The following is a 10,844-nucleotide window of genomic DNA, read 5'->3' as shown; positions in this document are numbered from 1 at the left end:
GGCGGTGCGACGCGGGCGGTGCGGGCCGGGCTACCTGGGCCAGGTGCGGCTCGGGCCGCACCGGGCCCGGTCGGTCAGCGCAGGCCGGTCCGACGGTGCAGGGCGGCCTGGAGCAGCCGGTCGACCAGCTCCGGGTAGTCGACGCCGGACTCCTGCCACATGCGGGGGTACATGGAGATCGGCGTGAAGCCCGGCATGGTGTTGATCTCGTTGATGACGAACTCGCCGTTCTCCAGCAGGAAGAAGTCGGCCCTGACCAGGCCCTCGCAGGAGGCGGCCTCGAAGGCCAGCACCGCCAGCCGCTGCACCTCGGCGGTCTGCTCGTCGCTGAGCGGCGCGGGCACCAGCCCGGCGGCGGAGTCGATGTACTTCGCCTCGAAGTCGTAGAAGTCGTGGCTGGTCACCGGCGGGATCTCGGCGGGCACGCTGGCCTTGGGGCCGTCCCCGAACTCCAGCACGCCGCACTCGATCTCCCGGCCGCGCAGCAGCGACTCGATGAGGATCTTCGGGTCGTGGCGCCGGGCCTCCTCGATCGCCTCGTCCAACCCGGTGAGGTCGTCGACCTTGGTGATGCCCATGGAGGAGCCGGCGCGGGCCGGCTTCACGAAGACCGGCCAGCCGTGCTCGGCCGCGAAGTCGACGACCTGCTTGCGGGCCGCGGAGGGGTCGCGCTCCCAGTCCCGGGGGCGGATCACCTCGTAGGGGCCGACGGGGAGCCCGAAGGAGGTGAAGACGCGCTTCATGTACTCCTTGTCCATGCCGACCGCCGACGCCAGTACGCCGGAGCCCACGTAGGGGACGCCGGACAGCTCCAGCAGGCCCTGCAGGGTGCCGTCCTCGCCGTAGGGGCCGTGCAGCACGGGGAAGACGACGTCGACCTCGCCCAGCGCCTTGGGCACGCTGCCCGGTTCGAGGTGGACGACCTCTCGGCTGGCGGGGTCCACGGACAGCAGGACGCCGCCGGTGTCGGACTCCGCGAGCTGGTCGACGCTGGGCAGCCGGCGATCGGCGATCGCCATGCGGTCCGGTTCGTCGACGGTCAGCGCCCACCGGCCGTCGGGGGTGATGCCGATCGGCAGCACGTCGTAGACGCTGCGGTCGATGGCCCGCAGCACGGCCCCGGCGGTCACCACCGAGATGGCGTGCTCGGAGCTGCGTCCGCCGAAGACAACGGCGACGCGCGGCTTGGGCTGCTGGCTGCTGGGTGTGGAAGGCGTGCTCATCGCGTTGAGGTTACCGTCTGCCGAGCGGCGTTCGGCAGCCGCGGCACGCCCCTGTCGTCCCCGGTACCGGATGTGTTCGCCGGGTCACGCAGCGGTGCCGCTCGGCCGGCCCGTCATCGACCGGGCCACGGCGCCGGGCGCGCCGCACCCCGAACCGGGCGCCGAGACGCGGAGTTCGCCGCACGGGCCCGCGGGCCGCCCCGCCCGGTCGCGGGCTCCGGTGGTTCGCGGGCTCCGGTTCGGGTGGTGAGCGTGCGTCCGGTCAGTGGCCCTCGGCCTTGGCGCTGCGGGACATCAGTTCCTTGAGGGCGACCAGCGGCGGCTTGCCGTCGTGCACGATGTCCACCACCGTCTCCGTGATGGGCATGTCGACGCCGTGCCGCCGGGCGAGGTCCAGGACGGACTCGCAGGACTTGACGCCCTCGGCCGTCTGCCGGGTGACGGCGATCGTCTGCTCCAGCGTCATGCCGCGGCCCAGGTTGGTGCCGAAGGTGTGGTTGCGGGACAGCGGTGAGGAGCAGGTGGCGACCAGGTCGCCCATGCCGGCGAGACCGGCGAACGTCACCGGGTCGGCCCCCATCACGAGCCCGAGCCGAGTGGTCTCGGCAAGCCCGCGGGTGATCAGCGACGCCTTCGCGTTGTCCCCGAGCCCCATGCCGTCCGCGATGCCGACGGCGAGCCCGATGACGTTCTTCACCGCGCCGCCCAGCTCGCAGCCCACCACGTCGGTGTTGGTGTAGGGGCGGAAGTACGGGGTGTGGCAGGCGCTCTGAAGGCGTTTGGCGACGTCCTCCGAACGGCAGGCGACCACCGAGGCGGCAGGCTGCCGAGCGGCGATCTCCTTGGCCAGGTTCGGCCCCGAGAGCACCGCGACGCGTTCCGGATCGGCCTTGGCGACTTCCTCGATGACCTCGCTCATGCGCTTGGCCGTGCCGAGCTCGACGCCCTTCATCAGGGAGACCAGGACGGTGTCCGGCCGGAGCAGCGGCGCCCACCGGGCCAGGTTGGCGCGCAGCGTCTGCGAGGGCACGGCCAGCACGCTGAACTCCGCGTCCCGGGCCGCCTCGGCGGGATCGGTGGTGGCGCGCAGCGACTGCGGGAGCTCGACGCCCGGCAGGTAGTCGGGGTTGCTGCGGGTGGTGTTGACCGCCTCGACCAGTTCCGGCCGGCGGCCCCAGAGCGTCACCTCGCAGCCGGCGTCGGCGAGCACCATGCCGAAGGCGGTGCCCCACGAACCGGTGCCGAACACCGCTGCTCTTGTCACGCGTTCTCTCCCTCGGCAGCCCTGCTGCGCTCGATCGTGTCGCTGTGGTGCGGTCGGCCCTGCGGCGGGATGAAGTCCGTCGTGTCGCCCGGGACGGCGTCGGCTGCCGGGGCCCCGCCCCCGAAGTCGGCCGCGGTGGCGTCTGCCGCGAAGCCTGCGGAGACGTTGCCGCCCGCGGAGGCGTCTGCTGTGGCGGCCTCGCCCCCGAGGTCGTCCGGAACGGCCGGGGCGTCCCCGCTTCCGGGGGGCCTGTGGTAGCGGAACCGCTCGGCCGGCGCGGGTGCGCCCCGCAGTTCGGCGAGCTGCTCGGTGACGGCGTCCATCAGCACGTCCGTGACGGCGCGCAGCACTTCGGCGGTGGGCTCGCGGTCGTAGAACGCCGAGAGGTCGACCGGCGGTCCGGCCTTCACCCGCAGGGTCTTCCGAGGGAAGAGCCGCAGCCGCTTCTCCTTGGCGTAGGGAGGCATCGCCTCGTTCGCGCCCCACTGGGCGACGGGGATCACCGGGGCTCTGGTCAGCAGTGCCACCCTGGCCGCGCCGGTCTTGCCCTCCATGGGCCACATGGCGGGGTCGCGGGTGAGGGTCCCCTCCGGGTAGAAGGCCACGCACTCGCCGCTGTTGATGGCCGCGACCGCCGCACGGAAGGCGCCGATGGCGTCGGCCGACTCCCGGTACACGGGGATCTGGCGGGTGCCGCGCATGACCGCGCCCACGAAGCCGCTCTTGAACAGGCCCACCTTCGCCAGGAAGCGCGGCACCCGTCCGGTGTTGTACTGGAAGTGCCCGTAGGAAAGCGGATCAAGGTAGGAGTTGTGATTCACCACCGTGATGAATCCGCCCTCGGCCGGAATGTGCTCCGTACCCCGCCAGTCGCGTGCGAAGAGTATGAGCAGTGGTGGTTTCGCCAGTACCGCGGCGAGGCGGTACCAGAAGCCGATTCTGCGGCGGGACACCCGGACACCATCTCCTCTTGCGTGCTGCACTGTGCGCTGGGGGGACAACCGCACAAGTGTCGCCCCGAGCCGCCGCCCTGTCGAGGACACCGTAACCCCGCCCAGGTGGGCCGGGTGAGAATGGGTTCGTCGCCGCCGGCTGACGAGAGCGAGGGGAGAACGCACGGTGTGGACGCTGGTCGTTCCCCTCAAGCCGCTCGCCCGGGCCAAGAGCAGGCTGTCCACGGCGGCGGGAGAGAAACTGCGGCCGGAACTGGCCCTGGCCTTCGCCATGGACACCGTGAGCGCGGCGACGGCCTGCCCCGCGGTACGCGGTGTGGTGGTTGTCACGGACGATCCGCTGGCCGGGCGGGAGCTTTCCGCCCTGGGGGCCCGCGTCGTCGGCGACGAACCGGGCCGCGGTCTGAACGCGGCGCTGGCGCACGGGGCCCGGCGGGTGCGGGAGAGTGATCCGTTTTCGGCGGTGGCCGCGCTGAATGCCGATCTTCCGGCGTTGCGGCCGGACGAATTGCTGCGGGTTCTGCACGTGGCGGGGGAATTTCCGAGGGCTTTTCTCGCCGACGCCGCCGGGGTGGGAACGACGTTGTTGTCCGCGCTGCCGGGCAGTGATCTGGCCCCGGCTTTCGGCGGAGCCTCACGGAATCGGCACCTGGCGTCCGGCGCGGTGGAAATCGGCGTCGCCGGGGTGGACAGCGTGCGGCAGGACGTCGACACCGGTGATGATCTTCGCGCGGCACTCGCGCTGGGGGTCGGGCCCCGCACGTTCAGAAGGTCTGCAGTGTTACGAACGTGACGCGGCGGTCGCCGCCCTCACCCTCGGCTTCGATGCGTACGCGCTGACCGGGGCGCAGCAGGCGCAGACCGCCGGCGTCGAAGGCGGCGGTGTCGAAGGGCAGCGGCGTGCCGTCGTCCAGCAGCACGCTGCCGGAACGTGTTTCGGCGTCGAATGTGTAAGCGGTGGCCTGCATGGCGCAGAGCCTACGTCGGCTGTTACTTCGGCGCACTCGGCGTGCGCGGGTGGGCCGGCACGACCGCGGGCCGGGCTCCCCCGAAGGAGCCCGGCCCGGCGCCGAGGAGATCACGCGAGGGACACGTGGCTGTCACCGCTTGCGGGCGGTCGCCTTCTTGGCGGTGGTCTTGCGGGCGGTCGTCTTGCGAGCGGGCGCCTTCTTGGCGGTGCTCTTCTTGGCCGGGGCGCTCGTGGCGGCGGCCTTCTTCGCCGTGCTCTTCTTGGCGGCCGCCGACTTGGCGGGGGCCTGAGCGCTGCTGGTCTTCTTGGCCGTCGACTTGGACGTACTCTTCTTGGCCGCCGACGCGGGCGAGGTGGTCTTCTTGGCCGCCGTCGACTTCCTCGTGGCGGACTTCTTGGCTGCCGCCTTCTTCGCGACGGCCTTCTTGGCGGCGGCCTTCTTGGTGGAAGTGCCACCGGACAGGCTGCCCTTCGGCGCCTTCTTGACGGCGACGTCGTTCTTGGGAAGCTTCTTCGCCCCGCTGACGAGGTCCTTGAACCCCTGCCCGGCCCGGAAACGGGGAACCGAGGTCTTCTTGACCCGGACCCGCTCCCCGGTCTGGGGGTTGCGTGCGTAGCGGGCGGGGCGCTCGACCTTCTCGAACGAACCGAAACCGGTGACCGACACCCGCTCGCCCGCGCACACCGCGCGGACGATCGCGTCCAGTACCACGTCAACCGCGTCGGCAGCCTGCTGGCGGCCACCGAGCTTGTCCTGGATTGCTTCGACGAGCTGCGCCTTGTTCACGTCTTCCCCTTCGGAGACATTGCCGGAACGAAAGTGTTCAAGCTTTTTCGCACGGTAGGCAGATATATACCGCAAATCAAACACGAAACGGGCTAATCACCCTTGTGCCGCAACGAACTGCCGGTCACGCAGAGGGGAAGCGGCCGTCGTTGGTCTCTCCGCTCTCGTCGAGCTCCTCCATCAGTTTGTTCAGACGCCGCGCCGCCGCGGCCAGGTCGTGTTTCGACGCGGCCGTCACGGCTAGCAGCCTGCGGGAGAGCGCCGCCCGTTCACTCTCCGACACTTGCATCGTGCGCACCCTGCGGTGCGCCTCCTTCAGTCGGGCAGCGACAAGGTCGTACAACTCGAGTTGACCGTCGCGTTCCATGCACTGATTGTGCCATCTGAGGTGAGTTGTCGCCTCGGGAGGGGTCAACGGGCACTTCCGCCGGGCCGGACCGGCCCTCACCCCGATGGTCGCGCTCGGTGACAACTGGCCTGCCATGGAGGCCAGTTCGCGTCTGCCCGGGGACGGGTGACCGCACACGCAAAGCGGCGCCCCCGCCGTGCTGGCCGGGGGCGCCGCGTTGGGCCGTAGGAGTGCTCAGGCAGCCTGCGTCCGCGGTTTGAATGCGGGACGGCGGGCCTCGTAGGAGGAGATGGCGTCCTCGTGCCGCAACGTGATGCTGATGTCGTCCAGCCCCTCCAGCAGCCGCCACCGGGCGTTCTCGTCGAGCTCGAAGGGTGCTTCGATGCCGTCCGCCAGCACACGGCGGCTCACCAGGTCGACGGTGACCGCCGCGGCGGGGTCCGCCTCGACGAGCTTCCACAGCGCGTCCACCGTCTCCTGCGGCAGCACCACCGTGAGCAGGCCGTTCTTCAGCGAGTTGCCCCGGAAGATGTCCGCGAAGCGCGACGACACGACCGCCTTGAAGCCGAAGTTCTGCAGCGCCCACACGGCGTGTTCACGGGACGAACCGGTGCCGAAGTCGGGGCCGGCGACCAGGACCGTGGCGCCCGCGTACTCCGAGCGGTTCAGCACGAAGTCCGGGTCCTTGCGCCACGCCTCGAAGAGGCCGTCCTCGAAGCCGTCCCTGGTGACCTTCTTCAGCCAGTGGGCGGGGATGATCTGGTCGGTGTCGACGTTGCTGCGGCGCAGCGGCACGGCACGACCGGTGTGTGTGGTGAAGGCTTCCATGCTTGTTCAGACCCCCACGGGCTCGGACACGTCGGACAGGTCGGCGGGCGAGGCCAGATGGCCCAGCACCGCGGTGGCGGCGGCGACCTGGGGGGAGACGAGGTGGGTGCGCCCGCCCTTGCCCTGCCTGCCTTCGAAGTTGCGGTTGGAGGTGGACGCCGAACGCTCACCGGGCGCCAACTGGTCGGGGTTCATGCCCAGGCACATCGAGCAGCCGGCGTGCCGCCACTCCGCGCCCGCCTCGACGAACACCTTGTCCAGGCCCTCCGCGACGGCCTGGAGTGAGACCCGGACCGAGCCCGGTACCACCAGCATGCGCACGCCTTCGGCCACCGAACGGCCCTGGAGCAGCGCCGCGGCGGCACGCAGGTCCTCGATCCGGCCGTTGGTGCAGGACCCGACGAAGACGGTGTCCACGGTGATCTCCCGCAGCGGCTGCCCGGCGGTGAGTCCCATGTAGGTGAGCGCGTTCTCGGCGGCCAGCTGCTCGCTGGGGTCGGCGAAGGACGCCGGATCCGGCACGGAGGCGGACAGCGGCGCCCCCTGGCCGGGGTTGGTGCCCCAGGTGACGAACGGGGCGAGCTCGGACGCCTCGATGACGACCTCGTGGTCGAACGTGGCGTCCGCGTCGGTGCGCAGGGTCCGCCAGTAGGCGACGGCCTCGTCCCAGTCCGCGCCCTTCGGGGCGTGGTCGCGGTCCTTGAGGTAGGCGAACGTGGTGTCGTCCGGGGCGATCATCCCGGCCCGGGCACCGGCCTCGATGGACATGTTGCAGATGGTCATGCGGGCTTCCATCGAGAGCTTCTCGATGGCCTCGCCGCGGTACTCCAGCACGTAACCCTGGCCGCCACCGGTGCCGATGCGCGTGATCACGGCCAGGATCAGGTCCTTGGCGGTGACGTCCTCGGGCAGCTCGCCGTTGACGGTGATCGCCATCGTGCGGAACGGCGCCAGGGGGAGGGTCTGGGTGGCCAGCACGTGCTCGACCTGGCTGGTGCCGATGCCGAACGCCAGCGCGCCGAACGCGCCGTGTGTGGAGGTGTGGCTGTCGCCGCACACCACCGTCATGCCGGGCTGGGTGAGTCCCAGCTGCGGACCCACGACGTGGACGACGCCCTGCTCGACGTCGCCCAGCGGGTGCAGCCGGACGCCGAAGTCGGCGCAGTTCTTGCGCAGCGTCTCCAGCTGCGTCCGCGACACCGGGTCCGCGATCGGCTTGTCGATGTCGAGGGTGGGGGTGTTGTGGTCCTCGGTGGCGATGGTGAGGTCCGTGCGCCGTACCGGGCGGGCGGTCTTGCGCAGACCGTCGAAGGCCTGCGGGCTGGTCACCTCGTGCAGCAGGTGGAGATCGATGAAGAGCAGGTCGGGCTCCCCCTCCGCGCGCCGGACGACATGGTCGTCCCAGACTTTCTCCGCGAGTGTCCGTCCCATCGCTTTCCCTCCGGTCGGCCGCATCGCCGGCCACATGTCGAGACCTCGCCCCACCCACTCTCCGCGCGCTGGGTGGCAGCCGTCACTACAGCGTGGCGGGTTCCGCAGGAAATTGAACTTGCGTTTCGTAATGTGAGACGCAAGTATCGACGCATGGACAACTCCAACAGCGCCTCGAGTGGTGTGGGCGTTCTCGACAAGGCAGCTCTGGTACTGAGCGCCCTGGAGTCCGGTCCGGCCACGCTCGCCGGACTGGTCGGGGCGACTGGCCTCGCGCGCCCGACGGCGCACCGGCTCGCCGTGGCACTCGAGCACCACCGTTTTGTGGCCCGCGACATGCAGGGCCGGTTCATCCTCGGGCCCCGGCTCTCCGAACTGGCAGCCGCCGCCGGTGAGGACCGGCTGCTCGCGTCCGCCGGTCCGGTGCTGACGCACCTGCGGGACGTGACCGGGGAGAGCGCCCAGCTGTACCGCCGGCAGGGCGAGATGCGCATCTGCGTCGCCGCCGCCGAGCGGCTCTCCGGCCTGCGCGACACCGTTCCGGTGGGCTCCACCCTGCCGATGAAGGCGGGGTCGGCCGCGCAGATCCTGATGGCCTGGGAGGAGCCCGAGCGGCTGCACCGCGGCCTCCAGGGCGCCCGGTTCACCGCGACGGCGCTCTCCGGTGTGCGCCGCCGGGGCTGGGCCCAGTCCGTCGGCGAGCGGGAACCGGGAGTGGCCTCCGTCTCCGCCCCGGTGCGCGGACCGTCGAACCGGGTGGTGGCCTCCGTCTCCGTCTCCGGCCCGATCGAGCGCCTCACACGGCACCCGGGCCGGATGCACGCCCAGGCCATCGTGGAGGCCGCCAACCGGCTCTCGGAGTCCCTGCGGCGCGGCTGAGAGCCAACCCCGGCACCGCACAACGCTCCCCCGGCGCGCGGCACCGCGTCAGCGGCCGTCTCGGCGCCTCCCGGGGCGCACCCCGCGCAGCCGCTCAGCGGCATGCTCACCCCTGCGCCCGATCGGCACCACCCCGGTGGCCTGCCCCAGGCCTATGGGGGGCACCCAGCCGTACATCGACTCGTACCGACCCGCCGGCACCACGTACGTCTCGTGCCAGATGCCCACCGCGCCGGCGTTCTCCCGCGCCCGGCGGTGGAACGCGGACCACGCCGGGCGGTGCTGCCGGTCGGGGGCGGACGCGTAGGCCAGCAGCTTCTCGGGGGAAGACCAGTACTGGACCACACAGAAGAAGCGAGGACTGCCCAGCAGGGTGCGCGCGGCCAGCAGACCGCTGTCCGGATCGTTGCTCAGCTCCTTCAGCATGCGCGGCATCGCACGGAGCACGGGCAACCAACTGCCTACCGCGCGCCAGCGGTTGATCCGCATCCCGATCAGGAAGACCGTGACCTCCCCCCGGGCCGCGGCCGTCATCCGCCCCGGAACGACCTTGCCCCGCTCGCGGGGAGCGCCCGCTCCCCCGTCACCGCACCCGGCCGATGCCGGGCCGGCATCCGCCCCCGCGCCACCGGCCACACCCGAACCATCCGCACCCGTGTCGCCACCTCTCATCGCCGCCTCCGGTCAGCTCGTTGGTGAGTGTCACTATCCATGGTTGGATAGTGACACTCACCAACACATCGCGCAAGGGTCGGCAAGGGTGAATCCCGGGCCTCCACTGCTGACGCGCACCCACCGACGGCACCGACCGGAAGCAACCGGGCACGAACCGCTGAGGCGGACGGCACGGAGAAGCGGACACCACAGAGAAGGAGGCGCGGAATGCGGCTGGCGGAACTCAGCAAGCGCAGCGGGGTCTCGACCACCACGATCAAGTACTACCTGCGCGAGGGCCTGCTCCCGCCGGGCGAGCGGATCACGGCGACGCAGGCCGAGTACTCCGAGGAGCACCTGCGCCGACTGGGGCTGGTGCGCGCCCTGATCCAGGTGGGACGCGTACCGGTGGCGACCGCACGCGAGGTACTGACGGCGGTGGAGGACGAGTCGCTCGACCTGGACGCGCGACTCGGCGCCGCCGTCGGCGCCCTGCCGCACGGTCCGACCGGCACGTCAGCGCCCCCGGAAGACGAAGCGGCCCGGCACGCCGCAGAGGTGGTCGACGCGCTGGTGGAGCGGCTCGGCTGGCACGGCAGGACCGACTACCCGGGCCACGGCATGCTGGTCGCGGCGGTCGGCACGCTGGCCCGGCTGGGATACCCGTGCGGTCTGGACGAGCTGCTGCCGTACGGGCAGTTGGCCGACCGGCTGGCCGTACACGACCTCGACCTGGTGGAACGCTTCGACGCCCCCACCACCCAGCTGGAAGCGGCCGTGGCGCTGACGGTGCTGTACGAGCCCGTCCTGCTCGCACTGCGACGCCTCGCCCACGCGGAGCAGGCGGGACTCCGCTACCGGAACCGGTCCGAGGCCTCCCCACCGGCCGGGCCCGCAGCGGACCGCCGGAGCAGGGAGGACTGAGCAGCTCGTGGCCTTGACGGACGGGCGGCGCCGCCCGTGGGCCCCGCGCGTCCGCCGGGGCCGGCGAAGGGGCGGCGGACACGCAGAAGGCCCGCACCGAACCGGTGCGGGCCTCTTCGAACCAGATGACCGAGTACCCCCGACCGGATTCGAACCGGCGCTACCGCCTTGAGAGGGCGGCGTGCTAGGCCGCTACACAACGGGGGCATCGATCTTGCGGAGACTCTGGTGAATCTCCGCCGATAAGATCGCGCTGGGCTACCAGGACTCGAACCTAGACTAACTGAACCAGAATCAGTCGTGCTGCCAATTACACCATAGCCCACCAAAACGCAACCCCCTGGGGGGATTTTGTTTGGGTGTCCGCCTCGCGGTGGTCCGGCCCTTCGGCCTGCCCCGCTCGGCGACAGGAAGAACATTACCCGATGGTGGACGGTGCTCCAAAACGGGTTGTCGGCCGCTGTCCGGTCGCCGCCCCACGTGCCCCGCACCGGCAACGAGGGCGGCCCGGCACGGTGGCCACGGTGGCCCGGTCGCCGCCGTGGCCACCGTGGTCAACGCCACCGCGACCGACGCAGGGCC

Annotated in this window: 12 protein-coding genes and 2 tRNA genes; 3 read left to right on the top strand and 11 right to left on the bottom strand. The window is 71.2% G+C overall.

The window, feature by feature from the left end:
• Window positions 1–74: 74 nt before the first annotated feature.
• The 3 genes from ACYVE9_RS07535 to ACYVE9_RS07525 form a co-directional block, all read right to left on the bottom strand.
• Entirely contained in the window at window positions 75–1,223 is a 1,149-nt protein-coding gene (locus ACYVE9_RS07535; protein WP_461026949.1) for a D-alanine--D-alanine ligase family protein, read from the bottom strand.
• Window positions 1,224–1,485: 262 nt separating this feature from the next.
• A complete protein-coding gene (locus ACYVE9_RS07530) occupies window positions 1,486–2,487 on the bottom strand; it encodes an NAD(P)H-dependent glycerol-3-phosphate dehydrogenase (protein WP_461026948.1) in 1,002 nt (333 codons plus the stop codon).
• A complete protein-coding gene (locus ACYVE9_RS07525) occupies window positions 2,484–3,440 on the bottom strand; it encodes a lysophospholipid acyltransferase family protein (protein ID WP_461026947.1) in 957 nt (318 codons plus the stop codon). Before ACYVE9_RS07525 ends, ACYVE9_RS07530 begins: the two co-directional genes overlap by 4 nt.
• Before the next feature lie 166 nt (window positions 3,441–3,606).
• Between ACYVE9_RS07525 and cofC the strand changes: the two genes are divergently transcribed.
• Window positions 3,607–4,233, top strand: a complete 627-nt coding sequence (gene cofC, locus ACYVE9_RS07520) for a 2-phospho-L-lactate guanylyltransferase (RefSeq protein ID WP_461026946.1) — start codon at window positions 3,607–3,609, stop codon at window positions 4,231–4,233.
• On the opposite strand, the gene ACYVE9_RS07515 is transcribed toward cofC, so the two are convergent.
• The 5 genes from ACYVE9_RS07515 to leuC form a co-directional block, all read right to left on the bottom strand.
• Window positions 4,205–4,408 carry a hypothetical protein gene (locus ACYVE9_RS07515; RefSeq protein WP_461026945.1) on the bottom strand — a complete coding sequence of 68 codons (204 nt, stop codon included), beginning with the start codon at window positions 4,406–4,408 and terminating at the stop codon, window positions 4,205–4,207. The two genes, cofC and ACYVE9_RS07515, sit on opposite strands and share 29 nt — an antisense overlap.
• Window positions 4,409–4,540: 132 nt before the next feature.
• On the bottom strand, window positions 4,541–5,197 hold the full coding sequence (locus tag ACYVE9_RS07510; RefSeq protein WP_461026944.1) for an HU family DNA-binding protein: 657 nt from the start codon (window positions 5,195–5,197) through the stop codon (window positions 4,541–4,543).
• A gap of 124 nt (window positions 5,198–5,321) precedes the next feature.
• On the bottom strand, window positions 5,322–5,564 hold the full coding sequence (locus tag ACYVE9_RS07505; RefSeq protein ID WP_461026943.1) for an SCO5555 family protein: 243 nt from the start codon (window positions 5,562–5,564) through the stop codon (window positions 5,322–5,324).
• Between the two features lie 216 nt (window positions 5,565–5,780).
• Entirely contained in the window at window positions 5,781–6,374 is a 594-nt protein-coding gene (leuD, locus tag ACYVE9_RS07500; protein WP_461026942.1) for a 3-isopropylmalate dehydratase small subunit, read from the bottom strand.
• A gap of 6 nt (window positions 6,375–6,380) precedes the next feature.
• Window positions 6,381–7,805, bottom strand: a complete 1,425-nt coding sequence (leuC, locus tag ACYVE9_RS07495; protein ID WP_461026941.1) for a 3-isopropylmalate dehydratase large subunit — start codon at window positions 7,803–7,805, stop codon at window positions 6,381–6,383.
• 153 nt (window positions 7,806–7,958) lie between these two features.
• Between leuC and ACYVE9_RS07490 the strand changes: the two genes are divergently transcribed.
• Window positions 7,959–8,684, top strand: coding sequence for an IclR family transcriptional regulator (locus tag ACYVE9_RS07490; RefSeq protein WP_283992866.1), 726 nt, complete (start codon window positions 7,959–7,961; stop codon window positions 8,682–8,684).
• 48 nt (window positions 8,685–8,732) lie between these two features.
• On the opposite strand, the gene ACYVE9_RS07485 is transcribed toward ACYVE9_RS07490, so the two are convergent.
• A complete protein-coding gene (locus ACYVE9_RS07485; protein WP_461026940.1) occupies window positions 8,733–9,218 on the bottom strand; it encodes a DUF4188 domain-containing protein in 486 nt (161 codons plus the stop codon).
• Window positions 9,219–9,566: 348 nt separating this feature from the next.
• On the opposite strand from ACYVE9_RS07485, the gene ACYVE9_RS07480 reads away from it, so the two are divergent.
• A complete protein-coding gene (locus tag ACYVE9_RS07480) occupies window positions 9,567–10,262 on the top strand; it encodes a MerR family transcriptional regulator (RefSeq protein ID WP_461026939.1) in 696 nt (231 codons plus the stop codon).
• 134 nt (window positions 10,263–10,396) lie between these two features.
• On the opposite strand, the gene ACYVE9_RS07475 is transcribed toward ACYVE9_RS07480, so the two are convergent.
• Window positions 10,397–10,469: transfer RNA gene (locus ACYVE9_RS07475), tRNA-Glu, on the bottom strand.
• A gap of 46 nt (window positions 10,470–10,515) precedes the next feature.
• Window positions 10,516–10,587, bottom strand: a tRNA-Gln gene (locus ACYVE9_RS07470).
• Window positions 10,588–10,844: the final 257 nt, after the last annotated feature.

The organism is Streptomyces sparsus, from assembly GCF_054776295.1.
This window is presented reverse-complemented; position numbering and strand designations above follow the sequence as displayed.

Excerpts from the sequence above, each read along its gene's own strand:
- ACYVE9_RS07535 (WP_461026949.1), bottom strand. The coding sequence starts at position 1,223 with ATGAGCACGCCTTCCACACCCAGCAGCCAGCAGCCCAAGCCGCGCGTC.
- ACYVE9_RS07490 (WP_283992866.1), top strand. The coding sequence starts at position 7,959 with ATGGACAACTCCAACAGCGCCTCGAGTGGTGTGGGCGTTCTCGACAAG.
- ACYVE9_RS07515 (WP_461026945.1), bottom strand. The coding sequence starts at position 4,408 with ATGCAGGCCACCGCTTACACATTCGACGCCGAAACACGTTCCGGCAGC.
- ACYVE9_RS07480 (WP_461026939.1), top strand. The coding sequence starts at position 9,567 with ATGCGGCTGGCGGAACTCAGCAAGCGCAGCGGGGTCTCGACCACCACG.
- ACYVE9_RS07505 (WP_461026943.1), bottom strand. The coding sequence starts at position 5,564 with ATGGAACGCGACGGTCAACTCGAGTTGTACGACCTTGTCGCTGCCCGA.
- ACYVE9_RS07485 (WP_461026940.1), bottom strand. The coding sequence starts at position 9,218 with ATGACGGCCGCGGCCCGGGGGGAGGTCACGGTCTTCCTGATCGGGATG.
- leuD (WP_461026942.1), bottom strand. The coding sequence starts at position 6,374 with ATGGAAGCCTTCACCACACACACCGGTCGTGCCGTGCCGCTGCGCCGC.
- leuC (WP_461026941.1), bottom strand. The coding sequence starts at position 7,805 with ATGGGACGGACACTCGCGGAGAAAGTCTGGGACGACCATGTCGTCCGG.